Origin of the sequence: Arthrobacter methylotrophus, assembly GCF_039539965.1 — a bacterium.
Classification (GTDB): domain Bacteria; phylum Actinomycetota; class Actinomycetes; order Actinomycetales; family Micrococcaceae; genus Arthrobacter; species Arthrobacter methylotrophus.
The window spans coordinates 2,393,075-2,419,166 of record NZ_BAABED010000001.1; the positions used below are offsets into that span (position 1 = coordinate 2,393,075).

Consider the following 26,092-nt stretch of genomic DNA (forward strand, 5'->3'; position numbering starts at 1 on the left):
TCAGATTCCGGCGACGGCACGCCGACGACGGTTCAGGGCCACCGCGGCTCCCGCACCGGCGATAACGACTCCGGCACCGAGACCGACCATCGGATCAACCGCCGGGACCGCAGCCACTGGCGGCGTCTTGTACTGCATATTAGTCTTGCCGCCACTGATACTGGAGGTCCCCGAACTCAGTTCTGCGCTGTTCGTCATATCGAAAGAACCGTCAGTGAAAGTAGTGTTTCCCGGTGCGGTGGGATCCACGGCAACAGAAGTAGTAAATTTAACTCCACTTTCCTTGCTGTTTCCAGCGGCTGGAATGGTGATCTTCCCACTACACACCTTGGTCTTATTGCCGTTCGACAAAGTGCAATTTGTGAATACCCGTGAGGAGCCGTTTGACTGCACCCCTTGGTTAATATCGGAGCCCCACACATCAGTGTCGGTGAATGTCGAATTTGATGGCGCAGTAAGAGTGAGCGTTAAGGTACCTGTCTCATCGGTGCCCCATACGTTCATAATCGTAGCTCCGACGTCACCCGTCGCGCCTGGCGCAATCGTGTTTGCAGCATTGACAGTGGGGGCTGTAGTCGAGGCGCTTGCACCAACAGTTCCCATCACCATGAGGGCTGCAACTGCAAAAGTGGTTGTGGCAATCTTGCTTGTCATTTTCAATTTGGTTCCCATTTTTTCCCCGTTAGTTATTCATGCGTTGAACATCGAAATCCTTGGCCTATTCGGTCCCTGTCAATTCGGGATCATACTTCCGAGTAGTTCGATGCCGAAGCCGTCTTGCCTAGGGTGGCGCTTTCAGCCAGCCCTGTCCGCTTCAGTGATTTTCAGTGATTCCCCATTCCGAGATTCACTGATGCATAGCGGCGAGGGGCCCGAGTGTGACGGTATTCCGAAAACTTTCTTACGTTTCCCTGGCGACGGTTTCCCTCGGCCGTTTGGGGGGGTGAAAGCGTGCCCTCCAGGAGGGGCCGAACGGCACACGGCCCAGGAGGTCTTCCGCCGGTCCACGATTACTCCACCGCGCGGATCAGCGGGCTGGATGCTTCCTGGACATTTGCTGAGTCCCCTAGTTTCCGGCGCCAGCACGGCGACGCCGGTTCGGGACAATTGCCGGCGCCCGTTCCCGCAACGAGGCCGACCAGCGGATCAACCAGCGGGCGCCGATACGGTCACGGCAACGGCGGGGCAGGTCATCACGTTCACGGCCTGGGTTCTGAACGACACAGACTCCCGCTTTTCGGCATCCACCTGGTCACTCATTCATTGACGAACGCAGGGATGGAGCCATTGATTACGCCACCAGCCCCGGACCGGAAGAACGTCGTTTGACGGGCATGCTCCCGGGGAGGCAGCAGCATGAAGGGGAGCTCGTCAGCGCGATCGGCATCGAGGCCACCGCATCATCAGGAGAAGTTCTCTGGGATGAATGCGACGCACTCGTTCCCGTCGTCGCCCCCGGAATCCGGCGACGGTGAGAAGGCCTTGAGAGAGGAATCTGGCGAGATGGTGACTTTGATTGGCGTAGTGCGGCTGTCCGTGCTGTTCACGCTTTGGGCCAAGACCGTACAATTGGAGGCCACTTTGTCGAAGCCACGCGGCTTCGCCGTGAATGCCGCCCCCCCTTGGCGACGACTCAAGCCGAACTCCACGAAGAAATGGGCGTCGCCGGGGAACTTTCCCCTATCGGATCATTCGTACCCGACTCATGAGTCCAAGAGACCCGGGTGGCAGCCGTCCTTGCAGACGTACCTGATACTGCCGGAACCATCCCTCGACGATGCATTTACCCCCGTTGCCAGTACCCTGACCACCGGCTTTCAGCCTTCAGTACTCGCCCTTGATCACGAAATAGGAGCCGCGGATAACTCCTGCCAGCTTCGATTTTTGGCGTGCGAACTTGAAACGTGATGCCAGTTCCTCCGGAATCTCCATGCCATCGGCGAGTTTGAATCCAACCGCCCGTTTCCCGCCGTCCTCGACGCTGTACATGACGTTGATCGACAGCCCCGATTCGTAGAACACATAAGCCATCCGCAAACCGTCCACTTCGAAGGCGGTCGCTTCGAGCGGTCGTGAGCCGATGACGATGTCTCGCTCGTCCTTGAGGATCCGGCTCACCCGCTCGACCACCTCCGGAACCTCGCTCGCAGGGCTCACAGTGAACACGTGGCCGTACTTGTTCCGGTAGTAACGGCCCTCGTTGGCGCGCAACCCGGCAAGCGCATGGGCAACGGGAGAAGACTCCAGACCGGCAGTGGACACGTTCTGGAAGTCAACAACGTACGGCATGCACCCTCCTGATTAGATGTGTTGGACCAACGATAACGTGCCTACGTGCTTCACAGTCGTCCGACTGCACGACGGACCGGGCCCTTCATGGGGCGAATGGTCCATCCGGGTCGACGAACGCGATCGCGACCCGCCGGTGTTGCACCAGTCGATCAGTGTCGCGGCCGTGAATTCCGGTCCGTCGTCGCAGCTGGGGTTCCGGTTTCGGCGATGATGTTTGTTCATTCCATGTCCGCCAGCAGCGACTGGATTCGCAGTCGGGGCTGGGGCTACTGGGATCAGAACTGGTAATCGTGGAGGCGGGGCAGGAAATTCGTGATGCGGTTCCGGATGCACACGGTCAGCTGGACACCCCGACGTCGGGGTCTTCGAAAGCGGGCAGCACCTCGGTCAGGGCGTCTTCCGGAAGCCGACCGTCTGCGTCCATGACGCAGACGATCGGCTTGTCCGGGTACAGCCTCGGGTTCCGCTACGTGACATACCGGGCCGCCATTGCTTTGCCGGGCACTGGCTCGAACGGCTTTCCATACGTGAAATGGCTCTGACAGCCCAGCGTTGTCTTGTCCCGCCGAAGCTGGTTGATGCCCATCCCGAAGTTCAGAAAGCAGGAGAACAAAGCGGTGGCCTGCCCGGCTCGTGGACGGCCGTGCCTTTGGGAGGGGAAACGCGTGCCCTCCGGCAGCGGGGCCGGAGGGCACACAGTCCAAGAGAACTTACCCCCGGTCGACGACTACTTCGCCGTGCCGACCGGCGGCCTGGGGCTTCCTGGACGTTTGTTCAGTCCCGTAAGGGCCTGCGGTTGCTAAGCTGCAACGTCCTAGCTTGCGGCGACGACACGCCGACGACGGTTCAGGGCCACTGCGGCTCCCGCACCGGCGATAACGACTCCGGCACCGAGACCGACAATCGGATCAACCACCGGGACCGCCGCCACCGGGACCGCCGCCACCGGGTCCGCCGCCATCGGGTCCGCCGCCACTGGGATCGCTGCCGCTGCCGGTGTCTTGTACTGCAGACCTGTCCGGCCGCCACTGATCTCGCTGCCCGTACTGTTCTTTAGGCTGTTGGTCATATTGAACTCACCGTCAGTGAAAGTAGTGCCTGCTGGTGCAGTGGGGTCGACCGCAATAGGAGTAGTAAATCTCATGCCACTGTACTTTTGGTTTCCAGCAGCCGGAAGGGTGATGGCCCCCTTGCACGTCATGCTCTTAAGGTCGTCCGACCGGGTGCAATTTGTGAATTCCGTCTTGGAGCCGGTCTCCTGTTCACCCTGAATAAAATCGCTGCCCCACACTTGATTGAGGGGGAAAGTCGAATGTGATGGCGCGGTAAGAAAAAGGGTTAATTCACCCGTCGCGGCGGTTCCCCATTTGTTCAAAATCGTAGCTCCGACGTCACCCGTTGCACCTGGCGCAATCGTATTTGCAGCATTAGTCGTGGGGGCCTCACTCGAGGCGTTTGCGCCCACAGTTCCCACCACCATGAGGCCTGCAATCGCTAGGGTGGTTGTGGCAATCTTGCTTGTCATTTTCAATTTCGTTCCCATTTTTTCCCCGTTAGTTATTCGTGCGTTGAACATCGAAATCCTTGGCCTATTCGGTCCCTGTCAATTCGGGATCATACTTCCGAGTAGTTCGATGCCGAAGCCGTCTTGCCTAGGGTGGCGCTTTCAGCCAGCCCTGTCCGCTTCAGTGATTTTCAGTGATTCCCCATTCCGAGAATCATTAATGAATAGAGGGAGGCCCCCCGAGTGTGATGGCATTCCGGAAACTTTCTTCCGTTTTCTCGGCGGTTTCCTGGACGTTTGCCGAGTCCCCTCGTTTCCGGCGCCGGCACGCCGACGACGGTTCAGGACCACTGCGCCGCCCCTACCCGCAACGAGCGCACCCGCATCAAGGCCGACCAACGGGTCAACCATCAGGGTCGCGGCAGACTGCACGATGTGCACGTCCAGCGTGCCGTCGGTGATCGTGTAGTTGGTGCTGGGCTGGGGCCTGTCCATTGCATGGACGCTGCCGGGGACTGCGTTTCCAGACTCGGTTCCCAGGCTCGCGGGCGAATTCACTGCAACCTGCGGAGAGAACCGGATGCAATCGCCGGCATTCCAGTTTCCATAGGAGGTCCCAAGGTTGCAGCTGAGTGTGGCCCCGCCGCCACCCGCCGTGCATCCGTTCAGAACAATGGATAGCGCTCGTGGAAATGTTGTCCCGCCCCCGGCGTACGACACCGGAACCGTGGATTGGGCAGGGAACGTGATACCGGCCGGCAATACGGCCACGACGGATTCCCTGCCACTCCTGCCACGGATGAGTCCCCCGGCAGACTCATCCAGCTGGGTGTCGACGGGACGAAACTCGCCCAGCCCTTGGTCGACACTGAGGACTTTCGCGTCGGAGGGCCGATGACCCCATCGGAACTAGCCGCCGACCTCATTACCTCCCGGGCGGGGACGACGAAGCGGATCTACAAACTGCTAAGTGCCGGGCTCGTCACCGGGGAAAGCACCCCCCGGGATGGCCGCGGGGCCTTGATCCGGATGACGGAAGCCGGCCGGGAGCGGCAAGAAATGACAATGCTCCTGCGCGGCTTGCTGCTCCACGTGGAGGGCAGCTCGCGGTAGCCGCGACCAGCTCCCGGCCGTCGAATCTCCTTGGGTCCTGTCACTTCGTCACACTGGATACCGCCGGCGGTTCCTCTACTGCCGCTTGGCCCAGATCTGTAGGCTCAGCCTTATGGAGAATTTAGAGTCGAGGCCGGACACCGAAGTGCTCAGTGTCCATGATTGCTGGAAGTACCTCCGTTCTTCCTCCGTTGCTAGGGTTGCGGTCGTCAGTAGCGGCGACCCGGAGATCTTCCCGATCAACTACATACCCGACGAAGGAACGGTGATCTTCCGGACAGGCCCGGGTACCAAACTGAATGCAATCCTGGCCGGTCAAAGGATCGTGCTTGAAGCGGACGGTCTGAACACCTACGGCACCATTGCATGGAGCGTCATCGTCAAGGGTCATGCCGAGATTGTCACGGAAGATGAAGAACTGCAGGAGACCCCGGCTATGGAACTCTCGCCGTGGGCGCCGGGCACCAAAGACCACCTGGTCCGGATAACGCCGGCGGAACTGAGTGGACGCAGGTTCGTCATCAGCGCACCATCCCAGTGGTGGCTCCCACGGGATGCCTGACCTGACACCCCGGCCCCGAAAGTGACGGGACCAAAGCCTCTGGAACCCCCTCCCAGGGATTCGCACTCTGGAAGGGTCAGACCGGTTCAGGCCTGACGGGATCCAAGCTTAGGAGGCAGTCATGACGGACTTAATCAGGTGGTTCGACACACGTCGCTCACCCATCGAAATGATCGAACGGCTCTTCGAAGGTGATGTGGCGGCAGCCGGAATCAGAGTCGAACAATTGGTTGAAGGCACTACCCTGGTGATCCGCGCGGAACTGCCAGGGATCGATCCGGAGAAAGATGTCGACATCACCCTTGGCGAAGGGTTCCTTGAAATACGTGCTGAACGGCAGGAGAAGAAGGAGGATAAGGACAAAGGCAGCTATCGATCGGAATTCCGTTACGGCTCCTTTGTGCGCAGGATCTCCCTGCCCGACAGCGTCCAGCAGGACGATATCTCCGCATCATACAAGGACGGCGTCCTTGAGGTGCGCGCCCCGATTCCGGAGAAGGTCCAATCCTCGTCTGCTCGTAAGATCCCAATAACGCGAGACTAGAAGACAGGGTCCAGCCGATCGGCCGCTCCGTGCCTCGTGTGGGTGCGGTCCGCGAAGCGGGTCTCGGGTGTGTCTTTCGGCCCTATCGTCGCGGACAGCCACCGGTCACGCTAACGGAGTACGGAAAGACCCCCACCGCAGGAGGAGATTATGAGCAAGGAAGCATCCACAGCCAGAATCGTTGTCGGTGTTGATGGCTCGGAAGCCTCACTCGAGGCACTGAGGCAGGCGCAGAACCTTGCAGTTCCGCTGGGCGCGCAAGTGGTAGCTACTGCTTACTGGGAGTTCCCGCAGGTCTATGGCGGCTATGTGGCCATGGGCATCGAAGACTTCGAAGAAAGCGCCGGGCAAGTCCTCAAGGAATCCCTGGACAAAGTGTTCGGTCCGGACTTGCCGGACAACGTCGTCTCTCGCGTTGTCCGTGGTCACGCCCGGGAATCCCTTATTGAGGCTAGCCGGGAAGCGGACATGATAGTCCTCGGCAGGCGTGGCCACGGAGGATTCGGCGGACTGCTGGTCGGATCGGTAAGTTCAGCCTGCGTTGCACACGCCCACTGCCCGGTCCTTGTTGTCCATGCTCCCGAGAAGAGTTGAAATACACGGGCCACCTTTGTTCCCTTCGCCCCGTGCCTTGACCCGCTGAACCTGCCCCAAGGAGAACGAATGTCCCTTCCCAACATCGAACCAAGCCGCATCGACGGTACCCGGCATGTCACGGAGGAGCTCAGCGAGGAACGGTGCTGGGAGCTGCTGTGCTCTCAAGACACAGGCCGCTTCGGATTCAACTACAAGAACAGAGTGATGATCCTCCCCGTCAGCTATCTCGTCCACAACCGGGCGATCTACTTCCGCACCTCTGCTGCCGGAACCATCAGCGACGCTGTACCTCGGCTTAGTTCGTCGTTCGAGATTGATGAGGCACGGCCCGACCGAAACGAGGGATGGTCCGTTCTGGTGAGTGGGCCCTCCTCTCATGTGGAGGAACCGGAGCTGTTGACCTTTCTTTGGGGACAGATCATGGAAGAGCCTTGGGCCGGCGGGGCAAGGACTGATTTCATCCGGATGCACGCTGCCATCGTGACAGGTCGCCACGTATACCTCGCCTGACTCCGGGGCCCGACTCCGACGCCCAGCGACCTCCTCCGACGGCGCGCAGGCTGTTGCGGCGCCGTTCTGAGACCCCCCGCCTCACTGATAGCCACCGTCCCAGCTACCCCATCTCCGCAGGCCCCATCGACGGGGAGTCACTCGGACGCCGTGGGAGCCTGAGGGAAGCGACGCGCATCGTTGCCAAGTAGGTGCCCACACCCATGATGGTGAACCCGACGATTCCCAAGGCCGGGGTGCGGGCTGCGACTCCGGTCAGCAGCACAATGAATCCGACGAGGGCGGTGAAGATACCGGAAGCCGTGTGCCGGGCTTTGGTCCGCAGGGGCGCCGATCGCAACTTGGACGCAAATTTCGGGTCGTCGTGCTCCAGTTCCTGGGCGATCTGATCCAGTGCCTTCTTTTCATGCTCGGAGAGAGCCATCAGCGGCCTCCTATGCCTGCGGGGGATTTATTGCTGCTAGTGCGGATTGTCGAGCGAAATTGCTTCGAGGTATTCGGGGATCCGGGCGTTCCAGCCCAGTTCACGTTTGATGCGGCGACGCAAGGCCTCGGAGGCATCAGGTTCACCGTGGGTGATGTAAGTCATTTGCGGGGCTCGGGCCGCTGTGCGCATCCAACGGATGATCTCCTCGCCGTCGGCATGCGCGGAGAATCCTTCAATTTGTATTACTTCGGCCCGTATCGGGACGTCTTGGCCGTAGATTCTGAGTTCCTTCGCTCCGGCCGCCAGATCCGCGCCGCGGGTTCCCCCGGCTTGGTAGCCACTGAGGATGAGAGCGTTTTTCGGATCCGGACCATAGGCCTCAAGGTGGTGAAGGATTCGTCCGCCGGTGATCATGCCACTGGCGGAGATGATGATCATAGGGCCTCGCCTCAGGTTGAGAAGCTTGGAATCGTCGGCGGTACGTGTCATGGTGGCCAGCTTGTACATATCTTCGAACTCGTCAACGAGGAGGCGGTGTTCATCAGGGTGCTGCCGATACATGTAAGAGGCGTCGATGGCCATCGGACTGTTGAGGTAGATCGGGATGTCCGGGATTAGCCCTTGGCGACGGAGCCGGGAGAGGTGGAGCATCAGGGTTTCTGCGCGGCCGACGGCGAACGCGGCAATCAGGATGACTCCCCCGCGCTTGGCGACGCGGGAGACCACTGCGCCGAGCTCGGTCTCCGGGTTCTGCTCCGGGTGGACCCGGTTTCCATACGTGGATTCGGTCACGAGGGTATCGGTGGCCTCGAGCTCGCGGGGTGGGAACATCAGGGGATCGGCGGCACGCCCCAGGTCTCCGGTGAAGTGCACGGAATGCCCATCAACGTTGATGTGGATCTGGGCAGCGCCAAGGATATGTCCGGCCGGGAGGAAAGTGGCCTCGATGCCGTCTCCAAGATCAAGCGGGGCATCAAAATCCCGGGGCTCGAAGGCGTTCAAGGACCTGACCGCATCGGCTGCGGTGTAGACCGGAAGAGCCGGAATATGGACCGAGGAGCCTCGATGCTCGGCGTAGCGGGCTTCCTCTTCCTGAAGATGACCGCTGTCCGGAAGCAGGAGCTTGCACAATTCGCTGGTCCCGTGAGTTGCATAGATCGGTCCGGTGAAACCGTCCCGGACAAGAGCCGGAACGTATCCGGTGTGGTCCAGGTGCGCGTGCGTAAGCAGCACGGCATCGATGGAACCGGGGGCAACGGGAAAGAGGCTCCTATTGCGATCGCGGAGGCGTTTGTAGCCTTGGAAGAGGCCGCAATCGACCAGGACCCGCGTGTCCCGGCATTCGAGGAGGTAGCGGGAACCGGTGACGGTGTCCGTCGCACCCAAGAACCGCAGGCGGGCGGGGTGGGTGCTGTTCATGCTGGCCTCCTCCCTGTCGGCAGTTCCGGGTATCCGGCGGTGGCCGGATGCCCGGTCCGGAGTTGCACGGCTACGGGGCCGGCAACACGTGATGGTGACGGTATTCCTCCGTGCTGGGCTTGATCGCCAACGCCGTGACAACCAAGGCGACCGCGCCGGGAATCCAGGCGCTCCAGGCGGCGCCTGTCATGGACACGAAGCCTCCAAGCCATGGCGCCAGGAGGAGGACGACGGCGAATGCGGCTTGGGCCCATTCCGCTGCCGGCATCCCGGGCACGGCAAGGTTGGTGACTCCAGCGGCGACCAGAAGGACGCCAAGAATGATCATGAAGGCTGTGGACGATCCACCTTGCCTTGTCCACAGCACCGAGAGTGCGGCATAGGCTCCGGCGGCGATAACCGTCCAGTCCTGCCAACGTATCCACTTCTTCATCTGGATCATGCTCCTTTGATCGGTTGGGAGTTTCTGGTGACCGCCTCGGACGTGCCGGGACGGGGCTTGGAAGGTTCTTTTGACTCTGGCTCGTGCACGACGAGAACGGGGCAGAGAGCATGGGCCACGCAGGCTGCGCTGACGGAGCCGAGCAACAGTCCATTGAACCCGCCGTGTCCGCGCCGTCCGACCACGAGCAAGGAGGCGAATCGGCTGGCGTCGATGAGCGACTGCCGGGCACGGCCAAGGACAAGCCTGGTATGGACGTTCCGGGGCAGTTCCGGGCCGAAGGCCTTGGTCATGGCGTCATGAAGGATTTCGGATGCCTGGTGGCTGAATCCATCCCTCCCCATCATTTCGTAAGCCTCATGGCCCGCGGGGAAATCCCAACAGATCCAGCCTTCGACGTTCGCCCCCAGCGCCGATGCGAGACGGTAGGCTTGGCGCAGGGCCTCGATGGAGGCATCGGATCCGTCCACACCGACGATGATTTTTTCCGGCCGGGTGCGCGTGGCCATGATGCTCCTTCCCGGTTCCTTCTGTTTCTCTAAGAATGGGCAGAAAAGTCGCCGCCAAACAGGGCCGAAAGTCATGGCATCCGTCTGGGTACTTCGGCCCTTGTTTGCCGTTGGCTAGCGGTGAACAATGACATAGCCGGGCAACCATGGCGGGCCCGTGCAACTGCGGCCACGGCTGCCGGACAGGAGGATCATGGAACGCCCCGTCTCACCCCAAAGCGACGCTGGGGTCCTTGGTGCGCCACCAATCCGCGTCTATGTCCTTGACGATCACGAGCTTGTCCGCCGGGGACTGCAGGAACTGCTGGAAGGCGAAGGCTTTGTGGTGGTGGGAATGTCTGGTTCCGCGGAGGAGGCTGCCCGGCGCATTCCGGCGTTGCACCCGGATGTGACGGTGCTGGATGCCCGGTTGCCCGACGGCACCGGCATCGAAGTGTGCCGGGAGGTGCGCTCCGTGGATCCCACGCTGAACTGCTTGATATTGACCAGCTACGACGACGAACAAGCCCTTCGTGGAGCGGTTCTAGCGGGCGCGGCGGGGTACGTTTTGAAGGAGATCGGCGGCACTGACCTCCTCGGTGCGCTTCGCCGGGCTGCGCGGGGCGAGTCCTTGTTTGATGCGGCAGTGAAAGCGAAAATTATCCAGGGCCTCATAGAGCCTCAGCGGGTGGATCCCAGGGTATCTTCGCTGACACCCCAGGAACGACGGGTCCTGGATCTGGTAGGCCAGGGCCTGACGAACCGGCAGATCGGGGAACAGATGCTACTGGCCGAGAAGACCGTGAAGAACTATGTGTCCTCGATGTTGGCCAAGTTGGGATTTGAACGTCGCACCCAGGCCGCTGTCTACATTGCGCAGGGAGCAGAACCGGACACCGCAGCCGGGCACTGACGTTCAGCGGAGGGGAATCGACCACACCAGGATGGTCCCTTCCCCGGGCGTTCCGGTGACCTCGAATGAACCGCCAAGCTCCTGGGCCCGTTGTTTCATGTTTATCAGGCCGCTCCCGGGTATGGGATTGCTGAAGCCTTTCCCGTTGTCTTCGATGATGAGGGTCAACGTGCGGTTCCCAGCCGACACTGAAACGCTGATCGCTTCGGCGTGCGAGTGGCGGACCGCGTTGCTGAGGCCCTCGGAGATGACCGCGAGCGTGTTGGTGACGGTTCGGTCGTCGAGCACTGAATCGACAGCCCCGTTGAGCGTCAGGTGCGGGGCGAAGGGCAAAGACTTGGTGGCATTGCGGACGGTCTGCAGTATGCGGCTGCTCAGCAGTTCCTGCTCCCCTGAACTGGCCCGCAGGGAGTAGATGGTGTTTCGAAGATCCCGGATGGTTTCGTCCAGTTCCACTGTGACCGCATCGATCCGGGTCAACGCAGGTTCGCTGGTAGTGAACCGCCGTAGGCTTTGGATGCTGAGTCCAGCTGCGAAGATGCGCTGGATGACGACGTCGTGCAGGTCCCGGGCGATGCGATCCCGGTCCGAGAAGACCATCAGCTGCTCACGGAGCCGGTGGATTCGGTCGAGCTCCAGAGCCAAGGCCACATGTGAGCCGAAGACGGCGCCCATCTCCACATCCGTCTGCGCGAACGGCCCCGTTCCAGGCGAACGGACCAACAGCAGGAGACCATGATGGGAGCCTTGGGCGCTGAGATCGATCGCCAGGAGTTTTCCTTTGGCCACGCCGTCGACCGGGCCGAGGATGTCTCCCGCGTCGTCTATGCAGGCGGGGACGCCCGTGGCAGCGACTGCCCTGATGGCGGCAGAATCCATGGGCAGGATGTTCCCCGCGAATTCTGTTCTGTCCGCTCCTGCAACTCCCACGACGCTGTACAAACCGACACCACCATCCGGGACCAGGATCAGGGCCAGCCGGGATCCCGATTCCTGTAAAGCACGGTCGGCAATCAGGTCAAGCTCGACATTGTCCGGCTCGACCACCCGCTGGTCGCCGAGCATCCGGCCCGTCACGTCCATGCACGCTTCGAGCCAGGACGCCCGGCGGCGGGCATCCTCATAGAGGCGAGCGTTCTCGATGGCCACCCCGGCAGCAGCGGCCAACGCGACAGCGAGATCCTCGTCCTCCGGGGTGAAGTCACCTCCGCCCTCTTTTTCCGTCAGGTACAGATTGCCGAAAACGACGTCACGGACCCGCACCGGGACACCAAGAAAGGACTTCATCGGTGGATGGTTTTCGGGGAACCCAGAGGACTTGGGATGTTGGCGCAAATCATGGAGTCGAAGCGGCGCGGGTTCGCTGATCAGCAGGCCCAGGACACCGTGCCCGGTCGGTAGCGGTCCGATGCGACTTGCGAAGTCTTCGTCGACCCCGACCGTGATGAAATGACTGAGCGACCTGTCGTCACCGATGACCCCCAGCGCACCGTAGCGGGCGTGCAACAGACGGCATGCGGAATTGACTACCCTGTCCAGAACGGCCTCAAGGCTCAAGTCCTCAGCGACCGCGACAACCGCCTCCAGGAGCCCCCGCATGTGCTCCTGGGCATCGACAAGCTCGCCGGCACGGGCTAGGAAGTCCCTGAGCAGGTCTTCGATTCGGATCCCGGTGACGGGCGTATGCTCAGCCCGCACAGGGTCTGGAATGGAGCCGTTCATCTACTGCCTTTCGAGCGGTACAGCCCACGCAGGGCAGGTAACCCGTGTCGTGGCAGGTGGCGTATCCGATGCCAGACTACTCCCGAGACCGGTGTTCCTCCAGATGGCGCGTTGCGTGGCGAGGGTCTTTGTGCCCTGTTTCCCGCCCATACCCCGGCGTAGCCTCTGCGACATGACGAACAAGCCCGCAACACCAGAGCCAGAGGTCCTGCAACCTCAACAGTGCTGGGAACTCTTGCGCGGCGTCTCTGTGGGACGCCTCGCCGTCTGGGTGGAAGACCACCCCGACATCTTTCCGATCAACTACAAGGTGGACCACGGAACCCTCGTCTTCAGGACCGGGGAAGGAACCAAACTCCACTCGGCCCTGGGCGAAACACCCGTGGCGATGGAGGCCGACGGCGTCAACCCCGACACCGGGGTTGCATGGAGTGTGGTGGTGAAAGGGCAAGCTGTCGCCATCAAGCTCACCCAAGAAGTTCTGGATACCATCGGGCTGCTTCTCTTCCCGTGGCAAGCGGGCCGCAAAGACCACTTTATCCGCATCGTCCCGACGTCGATCACCGGGCGCCGCTTCACAGTCACCCCTCCCCTGACGTGGTGGAGTCCCCTCGACGACGCGACCCGCGCCGGCCTTGAATGATCGTGGGCGGTTGCTCGGGTCTAAAGCCCCTAACGACGGCGGACAGCCGCCGGTAGCGTCAGGGTCATGAACCCTCAATCAGCGGATCCGATTGAAAGACTAAGCCCTGACGAATGCTTTGAGCTGCTACGCCAAGCCAACGTGGGCAGGCTGGCCGTGATTGTTGAGAACCATCCAGACATCTTCCCGGTGAACTACGTCGCGGACCAAGGCTCCATCGTCTTCCGGACAGGCATCGGGACGAAATTCTGGAGCTCGATGCGGGACGCCTGCGCGCTGGAAATCGATGGCTTCGATGCTGGCTCCGGGAAAGCGTGGAGCGTCGTGGTCCGCGGCCAGGTGCACCTCATCGTCGACCGGCAGGAAAAAGCCGCCGCCGATGCCCTCCACCTGGATCCTTGGCAACCGGGTAACAAGAGCCACTATTTGCGGCTGGACTTGGATGCCGTCACGGGTCGACGTTTCAAAGTCAACCGGCCCGATATCTGGAACACTCCCGTGTGGGATGCCCGATCCGAATTGTTCCACTAACTTTGCTGCCGGCATCGCCGACGGTACCGTTTGACTCCTTGAATGGACCATCATGAAAGCACTCGTCTATGGCGGACCCGGAAACAAGTCTTGGACTGACGTTCCGGATCCGCGCATCATCACCCCCACCGACGCAATAGTCCGCATCGATACCACCACGATCTGTGGAACCGACCTGCACATTCTCAAAGGCGATGTGCCTGCCGTTCAGGAGGGGCGGGTCCTCGGGCATGAGGGCGTCGGAACGGTGACCGAAGTGGGCTCCTCAGTCACCGGGATCAGGACCGGAGACCGCGTCCTGATCTCCTGCATCAAATCCTGTGGCCATTGCAGCAATTGCAAGAAGGGCCTCTACTCACATTGCTCGGGAGAGGAAGGCCAAGCCGGAATCGGTTGGATATTCGGCCACCTCATCGATGGCACCCAGGCCGAGTACGTGCGCGTCCCTTACGCCGACAATTCCCTCTACAAATTGCCCCACGGCGTCACCGACGACCAAGCCGTCATGCTCTCCGACATTTTGCCCACGGCATTCGAAATCGGAGTCCAGGCCGGTCACATCAAGCCAGGGGACGTCGTCGCGATCGTCGGAGCCGGCCCTATCGGCCTGGCTGCGATGGCCACATCAGGCCTCTACGGCGCCGCCACCATCATTGCCATCGACCCAGACGAAGGGCGGCTGGCCCGGGCTCGGGAATTCGGGGCAACCGAAGTCGTGAACCCCGAAAACCCCGGGTGGATCAGTGACGTAATGTCCTACACCGATGGCGCAGGCGTGGATGTAGCCATCGAAGCCGTCGGGATACCGGACACCTTCGACATGGCGCTGCGGCTCGTGCGCCCCGGCGGAAATGTGGCCAACATCGGCGTTCACGGCAAATCCGTTGAACTGCGCCTTCAGGACCTCTGGATCCGCAACATCAACATCAGCATGGGCCTCGTCAACACCAACACGACCCCCATGTTGCTCCGGCTGGTCGCCCAGCACAAGATCACCGCCGAAAAATTCGCAACCCACCACTTTACCCTGGCACAGATCATCGATGCCTACGACACCTTCTCAAGGGCAGCGGAAACACACGCCCTGAAGGTCGTCCTCAGCCGAGAATTCCACCACTAAAAGACCGCAACAGAAGGAGCCGTTGAAATGTCAGATATCACCATCGTCGGAAGCGGGCACATGGCCCGTGCGATCGGCGTCCGCATGATCCAGTCCCGGAAGTCCGTGCAGATCGTCGGCCGCAACCCCACACAGACCCAGGCCCTGGTTGAATTCCTGGGAGCAGGGGCAACCGCCGCAACCGACGGGGACGCACCCGAGGGTGGCATCGTGATCCTGGCCCTGCCTCACAGCTCCGCCCTGGAAATCGTCCGGTCCTACTCCGGCCAGCTTTCCGGAAAGGTTGTAGTTCACATCAGCAATACTGTCGACCCCTCAAACTTCGATCAATTGACAATTCCCTACGGCACCTCCGGCGCCGAAGAAGCGGCTGCCCTCCTCCCGGAGGACGCCGATCTGGTCAAGGCTTTCAACACCTGCTTCGCCGGCCCCTTGGAGAAAGGTGCCGTGGGATCCGAACCCCTGGATGTGTTCATCGCAGGCGATTCCGAGGATGCAAAAGTGCAGGTCAGCGCCGTCGTCGCCGCCTCAGGGCTGCGGCCCATCGACGTCGGCCCGCTGCGCCGCGCCCGCGAGCTGGAGGCCTTCATGCTCGTCATCATGGGGCTCCAGGTCAACCCACAACACCTTCACTTCAACTGGGACACCTCCCTGAAGCTCCTTCCCTGAGGAGCACCCAGGAGAGGCGGGTCCCGTGACCACGATCCTGCGTTTTCCGCTCGTAGCGGCCACGCTCCTCGTGGGAGCGTGCGTGGGGGTCCTGCTGGGCGTCGGCCAAGTGCCGGCTGCCCAGTCGACAGCAACCATTTATGCCCTGGCCGTGGCCGCTTACCGAGCCGTGTCCATGCTCCGCGACCTTTTTCGGGGACGGTGGGGCATCGATTTGCTGGCGGTGATGGCCATTGTCAGTACCCTCCTGGTCGGGGAATACATCGCCTCGCTCATCATCGTGCTCATGCTCACGGGCGGGGATGCCCTCGAGGAATTTGCCCACGGCCGGGCCACGCGCGAGCTGAAGGCCCTCCTCGAACGGGCGCCCCGGACAGCCCACCGTGAGACCCCGGGCAAGCCCGTGGAAGAGGTGCCCGTGGGGATGGTGCGTTCCGGAGACACCCTCTTGGTCAAACCCTCCGAAATCATCCCTGTAGACGGACGCCTGCTCTCCGCAGCAGGGGCTTTCGACGAATCATCCCTGACCGGCGAGAGCCTTCCGGTCGAACACGTCAGGGGGGATACGCTGCTGAGCGGCTCTGTCAACGGCGAGGAAGTTATTCGCCTGGTTGCGAGCAACACTGCCGCAGACTCCCAGTACAGCCGGATCGTGGCCCTGGTCCAAGAAGCCGCGGCCAGCCGCGCACCCACCGTCAGGCTTGCGGACCGATATGCCGTGCCCTTCACGGTCTTTGCCATCCTGTTGGCCGGGATCGCCTGGTTCATCAGCCACGATCCAGAACGGTTTGCCCAAGTACTGGTGGTTGCGACACCGTGTCCTCTGTTGATCGCCGCGCCGGTGGCCTTCCTCGCCGGCACCAGCAGGGCAGCCCATTCGGGGATCATCGTCAAGAATGCAGGTACCCTCGAACAACTGGCACGGGTCAGGACGGCGGTCTTCGACAAGACCGGCACGCTCACGCAGGGGCGCCCCACGCTGCAGGACATTTACGTCTCCCCGGCCGCCTCCGGCATTTCCGCCGCTGGGCTAATCCAACTCGCGGCGTCCGCTGAACAGTCTTCCTCCCACGTCCTGGCGTCCTCTGTGGTTGATGCCGCACGATCCCGCGGCCTGTCTCTGCTTCCTGTCAGCAGCGCCAACGAACACGCCACCCAGGGGGTCACCGCAGTATGCGGGAACCGGACCGTGGTGGTGGGCAAAGCTTCCTTCGTTGGCCCGGCAACAAGCGGCTTCAAAAGGGCAGATCTGGCCAGCGGACAACTTGCGATCTACGTCGGCGTGGACGGAGCTTTCGCCGGAACGCTTATCATGAGCGACCCCTTGCGGAAAAACGCGGTGGCCACCTTGGAGCAGCTGCGGCGGCTGGGCGTGCAGGAGACCATGCTCCTGACCGGCGACACCCCATCCACCGCGGAACATATCGCGGAAGAGGCAGGGATAACCCGGGTTCTGGCCGATTGTCTGCCTGCCGACAAGGTCGCCGCCGTCGCTGGGCTGAACAAGCGCCTAGTGATGATGGTCGGCGACGGAGTCAACGACGCACCTGTCCTCGCCGCAGCCGATGTCGGGATAGCGATGGGTGCCAAGGGAGCAACGGCGGCCAGCGAGTCGGCCGACGTCGTCATCATGCTCGATGACTTATCCAAGGTGGCCGCCGCCGTCGACATCGGCAGGCACACCATCCATATCGCGCGCACGAGCATCTGGACCGGCATCCTCCTCAGCGTCGGGCTGATGGCCATGGCAGCTTTCGGTTTTGTCCCGGCCGTGGCTGGCGCCCTCCTCCAGGAACTGGTGGATCTCGCCACGATCCTGAATGCGCTCCGGGCATTGGGACAAGGCCGACAATCTTCAAGCCGGCACACCGAGCGAGACACTGTGTCGGTTGGTCCTGAACGGTCTCTCCCGCCGGCTTCCTTGCACGGGCCGAAAACGAAGCCGTGACCTTCGACCCTAGCCCACAGACCCCTCTCTAGACAGGGTGGAATAATGAACACAGAACCATCGTCGAATCGGATCATCGTGGGCGTGGACGGCTCCGAATACTCATCAGCAGCATTGCGATGGGCAGCACGGATGAGTGAGCGGCTGGACACGCCGCTGGAAGTAATCACTTGTGTCGGCATGCCGGATCTCTTTTTCTCTTCGCGCATGGAGACCGGGATGACCAAATTCTCGGGAGAATTGGAAGAATCTGCCAGGCAATTGGTGGAACAGGCGCTGGACCGGGCTTTTGACGCAGACAGACCGGAGAATGTGGGCATTACGGTCAGGTTCGGCGCGCCCGCCAAAGTCCTGGTTGAGGAAAGCCGGAATGCCCAGCTCCTCATCGTTGGCCGCCACGGAGAGGGCGGATTCCTGGGACAGGCCATAGGCTCGGTAAGCCGGGCATGCGCGGCACATTCACAGTGCCCTGTCTTGCTGGTAGGCCAGAACGACCAGGAGAAATAAGTCCGATCGCTTACGGTGCGGCGCTCACGCCTTAGGCGGGGCGGGTTATCAGGGTCGGGCACTGCACGTTAAGCAGCACGTGCTGAGCCACGGAGCCGACGAGCACGCGTGCCCCGCCCCTTCCCTTGCAGCCCATCACCAGCAGCCGCGCACGGGTTCCGGCCTCAAGGAGCGCCTCGGCCGGGGCGCGCTCCAAGTCCAGCATCTCGTGTACGAGCAGGCCCGGGTGCTGCTCGGCCAGGCGCTGGACCGCTGCCGACAGCAGCACCCGCCCATCAGGCTCGCCTGCATGGAGGATCACGAGTTCCTGTCCCATTCGCTGTGCCTCGCTGGCGGCCCGCTCGACGGCGAGATCGGAATCACCTGAGCCGTCGACGCCAACCACCACTCCGGACGACTCATGGGGTGAAGGAGCGGGGACAACCGCTACGGCGCAATGGCTGATGACCGCAATTTGAAAGCTGACCGAACCGAATCCTTCGCCATGGTTGTCAGGGTGCCTGTCAGTTCCCACAACGACCATTTCGGCCCCTGCGGAAAGTTTGCGCATAGTCTCGGCCGGTTCTCCGGAACTCAGCGTCGTGACCACATCCAGGGAGGGAATCCGTGCGGCGACCCGCGCCGCTTCTCCTTTCAGCAGGTCCTTGGCTTGCGCCATCGCGTTCTCGTGGCGGCCTTCCTCCGGAAACGCCCATGGCTCAGGAACTGCGTGGACCAGATGAAGCTGAAAACCAAGATCACGGGCCCGTTCAGCTGCCCAGTCCGTGGCAGCACTGCCGATCGCGGACCCATCGACACCAACAATGATCTGTTTGTTCACTAGCGCACGTGCCTTCCTGGAACCCGCAGCAATCTCTCCCCAGTGTCGTCGGCTACGCCGGCACCGGGCAAGGGCCGGAAGACCCTCCCGGCGAACGCAATTGCCGGGTTATGGTCCTCGAGGAGTGTTGCGTCCCAAAACCCCTATGCTGTGTGATCTTCGCGAAAGGACATCGGTGTGCTGATCCTTGTCTTGAATCCAGGTTCCTCGTCCCTGAAGTTCCAGCTGCGGCGGAGCGGAATATCCGAAGCGGTGCCGGGTGTCCTGCTGGATCGCGTTGTCGAAGGGAAGCAAGGGGACGCGCTGGATCCCGGCTTCCTGGGAGACGTCTACGACACTATCGACGCCGCCATCTGGGACTTTACCGGCCGAACACGCCCTGACGCCATCGGTCACCGAGTTGTCCACGGCGGAGATCGCTTCAGTTCTCCGGTCCGCGTCACTCCAGACGTTATGGGAGCTATCGAGGAACTGGAAGAGTTGGCTCCGCTCCATAACGCGGCAAGCGTGGCGTGCATGCGTGCCGCGACTGAGCGCTGGCCGGACACTCCGCAGGTGGCAGTTTTCGACACGGCTTTCCACCGCACGATTCCCGAGTATGCCTCCCGATACGCCCTTCCGGAGGACTTGGTTACGCGACACGGGATCCGACGCTACGGCTTCCACGGGATCTCCGTAGAGATGGCCTCCCGCGACACAGCGGCGTTTCTGGGAGTACCAGTGGACTCGCTGAATGCTGTGGTGGCGCACCTTGGCAACGGCGCCTCTGTGACCGCCGTCAAAAACGGCCGCAGCGCCGACACGTCCATGGGCATGACCCCTCTGGAAGGGTTGGTGATGGGTACCCGGTCCGGTGATCTCGATCCGTCCATTGTCACGCTGCTGCAGCGCCACGGCCTCAGCCTGGACGAGGTGGACGAGCTCCTCAACCATCGGGCAGGCCTGCTGGGACTGGCCGGATCAGCCGACATGCGCGCGATTCAGGACGCTGTGCAAAGCGGGGATCCCCGTGCGATCCTTGCCTCGGACATGGCCGCCTACCGGCTGGCAAAATACATCGCCGCCTACAGCATGGTGGTCGGCGGGGCCGGGGCCCTGGTTTTCACAGGCGGAATCGGCGAACATTCCAGTCCGTTCAGGTCCCGGGTCATGTCACTGCTCCGGCCCCTCGGCCTCTTCATCGACGAGGACAGGAACCATTCCGCGGCAGCCGGTGCCCGCCTTATCAGCACCGACGGATCGGCGTTTCCGGTCCTGGCCTTACCGAGCGACGAGGAACGCGCCATCGCGGAGGCGACAGCCGCCGTCGTGCTTTCGCAGGATCCGGCGAACCAGAGCCCCGATGAAATCGAAGCATGGCCTAGGGCCAAAAGGCCCTAACCACTCCGACGGCGCTCTGGCACTGTGAAGACCAGACAAGGCAACGCGCCAGATACGCGTGCCTTCGGCACGCCCTCGACCCGGAAGAGACAAACCCATGGAACGCGGACCCGCCGAAACAGAACCTGCGAACGAAGACTTCGAGCTGCTGCACCGGTATTGGTCCGCGGCCAACTACCTTACCGTGGCCCAGATCTACCTTCAGGAAAACCCTCTGCTGACGGAGCCGCTGCTCCCGCGCCACATCAAGCCCCGGCTCCTGGGCCACTGGGGAACAAGCCCGGGCTTATCGTTGATCTACGCCCACCTGAACCGCCTAATCAGGCGAACTTCAGCGGAAGTCCTGTTCGTCGCTGGTCCGGGCCACGGCGGGCCCGCCGTCGTCGCCAACGTCTACCTTGAGGGCACCTACTCCGAGATCTATCCCAAAGTGGGGACGGACCTCCAGGGACTCCGCCGCCTTGTCCGGCAATTTTCGACGCCAGGCGGGATCGCGAGCCATGTCGGACCTGCCACTCCCGGGTCCATCCACGAAGGCGGCGAGCTCGGCTACTCCCTGATGCACGCCACGGGCGCGGCCATGGACAACCCCGGGCTGATCATCGCCTGCGTCATCGGTGACGGCGAAGCCGAGACCGGCCCACTGGAAGCATCATGGAAGGCGCCATCCTTCCTCAATCCGGCCCGCGACGGCGCCGTTCTGCCCATCCTCCATCTGAACGGGCACAAGATCTCCGGTCCGACCGTCCTGGGCAGGAAATCCAATGAAGACGTCGAAGCCCTCCTCAAGGCCCATGGCTGGGACCCGGTGACCGTCTCGGGCGAGGACCCCTACCTCGTCCACCGCGCCCTGGCCACCGCGATGGACGAGTCCTATGGGCGCATCCGCGAACTGCAAGCCCAGGCGCTCGCCCAGGGCGTGCACCGTCCTGCACCCTGGCCCGCCATCATCCTGCGGACACCCAAAGGGTGGACCGGTCCCGGCATCGTCGACGGCCTTCCCATCGAAGGAACCTATCGCTCCCACCAAGTGCCCCTGGCAAACGTTCGCGAAAATCCCGAACACCTGGCCCAACTGGAGGCCTGGATGCGCTCCTACCGGCCCGAAACCCTCTTTGACAGCACGGGCCGACTCGTCCCCGAACTAGCCGCACTCGCCCCGGAGGGCAGCCTTCGCATGAGCGCATCCGGTGTGAGCCGAGGCGGCACCGTCACTGCCCTTGAGATTCCCGACCTGGAACAGTACGCACTGGCAACGGCCCCGCGGGGGTCGATGGTCCATGAAACCACCAGGCCCCTGGGAGAACTGCTCCGGGACATCTATTTCGCCACCGCCGACAACCCGCGGTTCCGGCTTTTCTGCCCGGACGAAACCAACAGCAACCGGCTCGGTGCCGTCTTCGAGGCCACCGACCGCTGCCTTCTGGAACCTGCCGGGGAAGGTGAACATCCCCTCGCCGAAGACCATGTCTCACCCGAAGGCAGGGTCATGGAAGTCCTCTCCGAGCACCTCTGCCAGGGCTGGCTCGAGGGCTACCTCCTCACTGGCCGCCATGGCCTCTTCGCAAGCTATGAGGCCTTCGCGATGGTCAGCGCTTCGATGACCATCCAACACGCCAAGTGGCTCCAGCACGCAAGGGAACTTGAATGGCGCGGGCCCGTGCCGAGCCTGAATATCCTGCTGACCTCCACCTGCTGGCGCAACGACCACAACGGATTCAGCCACCAAGGACCCGGACTGATCGACGCAGTGTTGTCCCTCTCGGGGACCGTCACCCGCATCTACCTGCCGCCGGACGCGAACACCCTTCTTGTCACCGCCGAGCACGTCCTGCGCAGCAGGGACTACGTGAACCTGGTGGTCGTGGACAAACAGCCGCACCCGCAATACCTGACCCTGGAAGAGGCACGGCGGCACGCCGCGGCAGGAGCGTCCATCTGGTCCTGGGCTGGTAACGAAGAACCGACCGGACAAGAGGAACCGCACGCCGGCCGAGCCGATCCCGACGTCGTCTTGGCCTGCGCCGGGGACATCCCCACCGAAGAGACCCTGGCTGCAGCCTGGTTACTGCAAGAGCACCTGCCCGAACTGGTGGTCCGTGTTGTCAACGTTATGGATGCCATGGTTCTTCCACCCCGCAACACCCATCCCCACGGCCTGTCCGATGAGAAGTTCAAAGCACTGTTCACGGCCGACGGAGAGGTCATCATGGCCTGGCATGGCTACGCCCGCGCCCTCCACCAACTCCTGCATGGCAGACCCCGCCCCGAACGGTTCCATGTCCGCGGATACAACGAACAAGGAACCACCACCACCCCCTTTGACATGGTGGTCTTGAACCAGATGAGCCGCTACCATCTGGTCCTTGAAGCGCTGCGGCGTGTTCACCGGCAAGTGGTGGGCGCGGATGAACTCGTCGACTTCTGCCGTACGCGGTTGGAGGCACACACGCGATACATCCGGGAGCATTTCGAGGACCTCCCGGAAATCCGGGACTGGGCCTGGACACCGCATCTCCCCTAGCGCGCGAGCGGACGCCAGCCTCAAGGAGTGCGACAACCCGTGACCGAGCAGCCAGGCCTGAGCCATTCTCGCACCGGCGTGCGTTACCCAGCCATGGGCTCCGGGCTATCCAGCGCCCAGGTCACGGCCCGAACCGAAGCAGGACTGGACAACAGGACTTCCTTCAGTTCAAGCAGAACCCTGTGGCAGATCGTCCGGACGAACCTCCTGACGCTGTTCAACGCGATCGTGGGCTGCAGCTTCGTGCTCCTGCTTCTCTTGGGCCAATGGAAGGATGCACTCTTCGGACTAACTGCTGCGGGCAACTTCCTCATTGGCGTCGTTCAGGAATACCGGGCCAAGAGGGCGCTGGACCGGATTGCCATTCTCAATGCCTCCCCCGCCCGGGTGGTCCGCGATGGCATCGCGCAGGACATTGACGTGCAGGAGATCGTCCGCGACGACGTCCTCCTGCTGGGCATCGGCGACCAGGTGCCAGCAGATGCGACCATCGTCGACGGCGATGGCCTGGAAATCGACGAATCGCTCCTGACAGGTGAATCAGCCCCCGTAAACAAGGGCCCGGGATCCGAAGTGCTCTCCGGCTCCACCGTCGTGGCCGGGCACGGCAAGGCCCGCGTAGTCAGCGTCGGCAGCGACTCCTTTGCCAGCAAGATGACCGCCGAGGCCAAGCGGTTTTCCATGGTCAACTCCGAGATTCGCAACAGTCTCAAGAGGATCCTCCGTTGGGTCACGTGGCTCTTGCTCCCGGTGGTCCTCCTCGTGGCCAACGGTCAGATGCAGGCCAACGGCGGTTGGGAGCAGGCCATCACAACGGGCACTTGGAGGAGCGGGGCCGTGGGAGCGGTCGCGAGCGTCATCGCCATGATCCCCTTGGGCCTGGTGCTCCTGAGCAGCGTCGCTTTCGCGGTTGGCGGGATCCGGCTGGCTCGTGAGAACGTCCTGATCCAGGAGTTGGCAGCCGTGGAAGGCCTGGCGCGCGTGGACATGCTCTGCCTGGACAAGACGGGCACCCTCACCGAAGGCAGGCTCGTGTTCGACGCAGCACATGAAGTTGCGCCGTCGCTGGACTACGACTGGAAACAGGTTCTGGGCTGGTTTGGTGCAGATCCCCAGGCCAATGCGACCGCCCGCAGCCTCGCCGACGCTTTCCCGTCCGGCGGCAGCCTCCGCCCGACCTCGACGGCGCCATTCTCTTCTGCGCGGAAATGGAGCGCGGTTACCTTCAGTGGGGGCCACTTCGTCTCCGGCACATGGATACTGGGCGCTCCGGAGATCGTCCTTCGCGAAGGCACCCTAGGCACAGCTCGCGCCCTTGAGGACGCAACATCCCTGGCTTCGTCCGGGCTACGCACCATGGTCCTGGCCTATTTGCCGGGACCATTGCCCGTACAGGATGCCGGGGAGGAGCAACCACCTGCCGGCTGTGCGCCAATATGCTTGCTGACCTTCCGGGAGAAAGTGCGCCCGGACGCGGCGAAGATCCTCGCCTACTTCCAAGACCAAGGCGTGGATGTGAGAATCATCTCCGGCGACGATCCCCGCACTGTCGCTGCCGTCGCACGTGAGCTCGGACTCGACGCGGAAAACGGGTACGACGCACGGCAACTGCCAAAGGACCCGGACCTGATGCTGGCAGTACTGGAGAGCAATGTGGTCTTCGGGCGCGTCACCCCGGAACAGAAAAGGGACATGGTCCTTGCGTTGCAACGTGGAGGCCACACTGTCGCGATGACCGGGGACGGTGTCAACGATGCACTGGCACTCAAGGAGGCCGACATCGGCATTGCCATGGACTCGGCTGCGGCCGCCACCAAGGCGGTGTCCCGCCTGATCCTCCTGGACGGGCGTTTCGACAGACTTCCCGGCGTGCTCGCAGAGGGCAGACGCGTCATCGCCAATATCGAACGGGTTTCGGTCCTGTTCCTCAGCAAAACGGCTTATGCCATCGCCCTCTCCGTCACCTTCGGATCACTCCTGTGGGAATTTCCGTTCCTGCCACGCCAACTCTCCGCAACGGACGGCCTCACCATTGGAATCCCGGCGTTCTTCCTCGCCCTCATGCCCAACAACCGCCGCTACACCTCTGGGTTTCTTAAGCGCTCCCTCTCATTCGCCGTGCCCGCTGGGCTGGTCGTCGCTGCGGCCGTTTTTGCGGTCAACGTTTACGCCACCGACGTCGGAAGCTACACAACTGATGCCGCCCGGACCGCTTCCGTTCTCACGCTCTCACTCACGGGCCTATGGATACTGACAGCCATCTCACTCCCGCTCAACCTGCGGCGATCAATCATCATCGGAGCGATGTACCTCGGCTTGGTCTTTACGCTGACCGTGCCCCTCCTCCAAGACTTCTTCGGCTTGGAATGGCCTCCGAACGATCTACTCCTGGCGTCCCTTGGCAGCGCCCTCACAGGAATGCTCGCCATCGGCGCCCTCCACCGGCTCCACAACCGGCGAGACGCGCGGAGCTAACCCGGACCTGGTGGGGAACGTGCTCACTGCCGGCGCCTCAATGCAGCCCGGCCTGCCGTGAGCTCGGTCTCGTCGATCTCACCCCGGGCGAAGCGCTCATTGAGGATACGCTCGGACTCATCATCAGGTGGCCTGTAAAAGCTTCGCCCACCGGCGTGGTTCCCGCGCAGCAGGAGGATCACCAGAGTGGCAATTCCACCCCAGAACAGCAGCATCATCAGCCCCATGGCGATCCATCCGCCGACGCCGATGCCTCCACTCCATCCATACATCATGGCCGATTTCCCTTTGGTTTGGATTGCAACTCCGAGTCCAGTGTCGCTCGTTTCGGGCCCCTCCCACAGGGCATTTGGTCACCTCTCCGGGTCTTTCGGCCCTACACCGGGAGAAAGCCCCTCAATAGTCTTCAGGGAGCCGCTTAGTCTTCAAACTCCGCGTTTCGAATCCTGATCCACGTATTAGATCTAGACAACAGGAGCAGACATGTCCCTCCCCAGCATGGATCCAGGCCGCGCTGACGGCGGACTGCACGTTGCGGAAGAACTCAGCCAAGAACAATGCTGGGAACTCCTCCGTTCAAAGGCCACCGGCCGTTTCGGCTTCATCGAACAGGGCAGGGTGGTGATCCTGCCGGTCAACTATGTGGTTGATGGCCAATCCATCTACTTCCGGACTACCGGGGATGGATCCATTGCCGGGGCGGTCCCGTCACCCGAGTCGACCTTTCAAATCGACGATTCACGGGCCGATCGGAGCGAGGGTTGGTCGGTCTTGGTCAGCGGGGCCTCTTCCCGCGTTGAGGACGAGGATCTTTTGACCCGGCTCTGGGGAAAGGTCATGGCAGAGCCATGGGCCGGCGGAGCACGGAATCTCTTTATCCGGATCCAAGCGGACCGGGTCAGCGGACGCCACGTGCATCTGACGTGAGCCATCGGTAGCTTC

General features: G+C 62.2%; 31 protein-coding genes. 19 read left to right on the forward strand and 12 right to left on the reverse strand.

Going from position 1 to position 26,092, the window contains the following annotated elements:
• The gene (locus tag ABD884_RS12650) at positions 1–351 is read right to left on the reverse strand and encodes a hypothetical protein (RefSeq protein WP_345046107.1); all 351 of its coding nucleotides are present in this window, start codon (positions 349–351) and stop codon (positions 1–3) included.
• Positions 352–951: 600 nt separating this feature from the next.
• Here ABD884_RS12650 and ABD884_RS12655 point away from each other — a divergent pair.
• A complete protein-coding gene (locus tag ABD884_RS12655) occupies positions 952–1,329 on the forward strand; it encodes a hypothetical protein (protein WP_345046108.1) in 378 nt (125 codons plus the stop codon).
• Between the two features lie 74 nt (positions 1,330–1,403).
• Here the strand turns inward: ABD884_RS12655 and ABD884_RS12660 are convergent, their stop codons facing one another.
• Together ABD884_RS12660 and ABD884_RS12665 are read right to left on the reverse strand one after the other, a co-directional pair.
• A complete protein-coding gene (locus ABD884_RS12660) occupies positions 1,404–1,649 on the reverse strand; it encodes a hypothetical protein (RefSeq protein ID WP_345046109.1) in 246 nt (81 codons plus the stop codon).
• 175 nt (positions 1,650–1,824) lie between these two features.
• Positions 1,825–2,289 (reverse strand): phage tail protein, encoded by a 465-nt coding sequence (locus tag ABD884_RS12665; RefSeq protein ID WP_345046110.1) that lies wholly within the window; start codon positions 2,287–2,289, stop codon positions 1,825–1,827.
• A gap of 16 nt (positions 2,290–2,305) precedes the next feature.
• Here ABD884_RS12665 and ABD884_RS12670 point away from each other — a divergent pair, with 16 nt between their 5' ends.
• Entirely contained in the window at positions 2,306–2,503 is a 198-nt protein-coding gene (locus ABD884_RS12670; protein ID WP_345046111.1) for a hypothetical protein, read from the forward strand.
• 79 nt (positions 2,504–2,582) lie between these two features.
• Positions 2,583–2,834: a hypothetical protein gene (locus tag ABD884_RS12675; RefSeq protein ID WP_345046112.1), complete on the forward strand. Its 252-nt coding sequence runs from the start codon at positions 2,583–2,585 to the stop codon at positions 2,832–2,834.
• Between the two features lie 272 nt (positions 2,835–3,106).
• On the opposite strand, the gene ABD884_RS12680 is transcribed toward ABD884_RS12675, so the two are convergent.
• Together ABD884_RS12680 and ABD884_RS12685 are read right to left on the reverse strand one after the other, a co-directional pair.
• Entirely contained in the window at positions 3,107–3,361 is a 255-nt protein-coding gene (locus ABD884_RS12680; RefSeq protein ID WP_345046113.1) for a hypothetical protein, read from the reverse strand.
• A gap of 597 nt (positions 3,362–3,958) precedes the next feature.
• A complete protein-coding gene (locus ABD884_RS12685) occupies positions 3,959–4,567 on the reverse strand; it encodes a hypothetical protein (RefSeq protein WP_345046114.1) in 609 nt (202 codons plus the stop codon).
• On the opposite strand from ABD884_RS12685, the gene ABD884_RS12690 reads away from it, so the two are divergent.
• The 5 genes from ABD884_RS12690 to ABD884_RS12710 all read left to right on the forward strand — a co-directional run bounded on the left by ABD884_RS12690 (position 4,529) and on the right by ABD884_RS12710 (position 7,122).
• A complete protein-coding gene (locus ABD884_RS12690; protein WP_345046115.1) occupies positions 4,529–4,909 on the forward strand; it encodes a hypothetical protein in 381 nt (126 codons plus the stop codon). The two genes, ABD884_RS12685 and ABD884_RS12690, sit on opposite strands and share 39 nt — an antisense overlap.
• A gap of 112 nt (positions 4,910–5,021) precedes the next feature.
• A complete protein-coding gene (locus ABD884_RS12695; RefSeq protein WP_345046116.1) occupies positions 5,022–5,471 on the forward strand; it encodes a pyridoxamine 5'-phosphate oxidase family protein in 450 nt (149 codons plus the stop codon).
• A gap of 121 nt (positions 5,472–5,592) precedes the next feature.
• Complete coding sequence (locus ABD884_RS12700) at positions 5,593–6,015, forward strand: Hsp20/alpha crystallin family protein (RefSeq protein ID WP_345046117.1); 423 nt, start codon at positions 5,593–5,595, stop codon at positions 6,013–6,015.
• 150 nt (positions 6,016–6,165) lie between these two features.
• On the forward strand, positions 6,166–6,609 hold the full coding sequence (locus ABD884_RS12705; RefSeq protein WP_345046118.1) for a universal stress protein: 444 nt from the start codon (positions 6,166–6,168) through the stop codon (positions 6,607–6,609).
• Between the two features lie 69 nt (positions 6,610–6,678).
• Positions 6,679–7,122: a pyridoxamine 5'-phosphate oxidase family protein gene (locus tag ABD884_RS12710; RefSeq protein ID WP_345046119.1), complete on the forward strand. Its 444-nt coding sequence runs from the start codon at positions 6,679–6,681 to the stop codon at positions 7,120–7,122.
• A gap of 103 nt (positions 7,123–7,225) precedes the next feature.
• On the opposite strand, the gene ABD884_RS12715 is transcribed toward ABD884_RS12710, so the two are convergent.
• The 4 genes from ABD884_RS12715 to ABD884_RS12730 all read right to left on the reverse strand — a co-directional run bounded on the left by ABD884_RS12715 (position 7,226) and on the right by ABD884_RS12730 (position 9,919).
• Entirely contained in the window at positions 7,226–7,546 is a 321-nt protein-coding gene (locus tag ABD884_RS12715; RefSeq protein ID WP_345046120.1) for a DUF3040 domain-containing protein, read from the reverse strand.
• Between the two features lie 36 nt (positions 7,547–7,582).
• Positions 7,583–8,968, reverse strand: coding sequence for an MBL fold metallo-hydrolase RNA specificity domain-containing protein (locus ABD884_RS12720; RefSeq protein ID WP_345046121.1), 1,386 nt, complete (start codon positions 8,966–8,968; stop codon positions 7,583–7,585).
• 70 nt (positions 8,969–9,038) lie between these two features.
• On the reverse strand, positions 9,039–9,401 hold the full coding sequence (locus ABD884_RS12725; RefSeq protein ID WP_345046122.1) for an SPW repeat domain-containing protein: 363 nt from the start codon (positions 9,399–9,401) through the stop codon (positions 9,039–9,041).
• A gap of 5 nt (positions 9,402–9,406) precedes the next feature.
• Positions 9,407–9,919, reverse strand: coding sequence for a universal stress protein (locus ABD884_RS12730; protein ID WP_345046123.1), 513 nt, complete (start codon positions 9,917–9,919; stop codon positions 9,407–9,409).
• Between the two features lie 193 nt (positions 9,920–10,112).
• On the opposite strand from ABD884_RS12730, the gene ABD884_RS12735 reads away from it, so the two are divergent.
• Positions 10,113–10,811 (forward strand): response regulator, encoded by a 699-nt coding sequence (locus ABD884_RS12735; protein WP_035741854.1) that lies wholly within the window; start codon positions 10,113–10,115, stop codon positions 10,809–10,811.
• 3 nt (positions 10,812–10,814) lie between these two features.
• Here ABD884_RS12735 and ABD884_RS12740 read toward each other — a convergent pair whose 3' ends face one another.
• On the reverse strand, positions 10,815–12,533 hold the full coding sequence (locus ABD884_RS12740) for a sensor histidine kinase (protein ID WP_345046124.1): 1,719 nt from the start codon (positions 12,531–12,533) through the stop codon (positions 10,815–10,817).
• A 172-nt stretch (positions 12,534–12,705) separates the two neighbouring features.
• Here ABD884_RS12740 and ABD884_RS12745 point away from each other — a divergent pair, with 172 nt between their 5' ends.
• The 6 genes from ABD884_RS12745 to ABD884_RS12770 all read left to right on the forward strand — a co-directional run bounded on the left by ABD884_RS12745 (position 12,706) and on the right by ABD884_RS12770 (position 17,951).
• Positions 12,706–13,176: a pyridoxamine 5'-phosphate oxidase family protein gene (locus ABD884_RS12745; RefSeq protein WP_345046125.1), complete on the forward strand. Its 471-nt coding sequence runs from the start codon at positions 12,706–12,708 to the stop codon at positions 13,174–13,176.
• A gap of 66 nt (positions 13,177–13,242) precedes the next feature.
• Positions 13,243–13,707 (forward strand): pyridoxamine 5'-phosphate oxidase family protein, encoded by a 465-nt coding sequence (locus tag ABD884_RS12750; protein WP_345046126.1) that lies wholly within the window; start codon positions 13,243–13,245, stop codon positions 13,705–13,707.
• Positions 13,708–13,759: 52 nt separating this feature from the next.
• Positions 13,760–14,827: a zinc-dependent alcohol dehydrogenase family protein gene (locus ABD884_RS12755; protein ID WP_345046127.1), complete on the forward strand. Its 1,068-nt coding sequence runs from the start codon at positions 13,760–13,762 to the stop codon at positions 14,825–14,827.
• Positions 14,828–14,854: 27 nt separating this feature from the next.
• Positions 14,855–15,496 carry an NADPH-dependent F420 reductase gene (locus tag ABD884_RS12760; protein WP_345046128.1) on the forward strand — a complete coding sequence of 214 codons (642 nt, stop codon included), beginning with the start codon at positions 14,855–14,857 and terminating at the stop codon, positions 15,494–15,496.
• A gap of 25 nt (positions 15,497–15,521) precedes the next feature.
• Positions 15,522–17,444 (forward strand): heavy metal translocating P-type ATPase, encoded by a 1,923-nt coding sequence (locus ABD884_RS12765; protein ID WP_345046129.1) that lies wholly within the window; start codon positions 15,522–15,524, stop codon positions 17,442–17,444.
• 45 nt (positions 17,445–17,489) lie between these two features.
• Positions 17,490–17,951, forward strand: a complete 462-nt coding sequence (locus tag ABD884_RS12770; RefSeq protein ID WP_345046130.1) for a universal stress protein — start codon at positions 17,490–17,492, stop codon at positions 17,949–17,951.
• Positions 17,952–17,982: 31 nt separating this feature from the next.
• Here the strand turns inward: ABD884_RS12770 and ABD884_RS12775 are convergent, their stop codons facing one another.
• Positions 17,983–18,771, reverse strand: a complete 789-nt coding sequence (locus tag ABD884_RS12775) for a universal stress protein (RefSeq protein ID WP_345046131.1) — start codon at positions 18,769–18,771, stop codon at positions 17,983–17,985.
• Between the two features lie 177 nt (positions 18,772–18,948).
• Here ABD884_RS12775 and ABD884_RS12780 point away from each other — a divergent pair, with 177 nt between their 5' ends.
• From ABD884_RS12780 to ABD884_RS12790, 3 genes are all read left to right on the forward strand, one after another.
• Positions 18,949–20,151: an acetate/propionate family kinase gene (locus tag ABD884_RS12780; protein WP_345046132.1), complete on the forward strand. Its 1,203-nt coding sequence runs from the start codon at positions 18,949–18,951 to the stop codon at positions 20,149–20,151.
• Between the two features lie 97 nt (positions 20,152–20,248).
• Positions 20,249–22,675, forward strand: coding sequence for a phosphoketolase family protein (locus ABD884_RS12785; protein WP_345046133.1), 2,427 nt, complete (start codon positions 20,249–20,251; stop codon positions 22,673–22,675).
• A gap of 39 nt (positions 22,676–22,714) precedes the next feature.
• Complete coding sequence (locus ABD884_RS12790) at positions 22,715–25,150, forward strand: HAD-IC family P-type ATPase (RefSeq protein ID WP_345046134.1); 2,436 nt, start codon at positions 22,715–22,717, stop codon at positions 25,148–25,150.
• Positions 25,151–25,173: 23 nt separating this feature from the next.
• Here the strand turns inward: ABD884_RS12790 and ABD884_RS12795 are convergent, their stop codons facing one another.
• The gene (locus ABD884_RS12795) at positions 25,174–25,425 is read right to left on the reverse strand and encodes an SHOCT domain-containing protein (RefSeq protein WP_345046135.1); all 252 of its coding nucleotides are present in this window, start codon (positions 25,423–25,425) and stop codon (positions 25,174–25,176) included.
• 208 nt (positions 25,426–25,633) lie between these two features.
• Here ABD884_RS12795 and ABD884_RS12800 point away from each other — a divergent pair, with 208 nt between their 5' ends.
• Complete coding sequence (locus ABD884_RS12800) at positions 25,634–26,077, forward strand: pyridoxamine 5'-phosphate oxidase family protein (RefSeq protein WP_345046136.1); 444 nt, start codon at positions 25,634–25,636, stop codon at positions 26,075–26,077.
• The last annotated feature ends 15 nt before the right edge of the window (positions 26,078–26,092 follow it).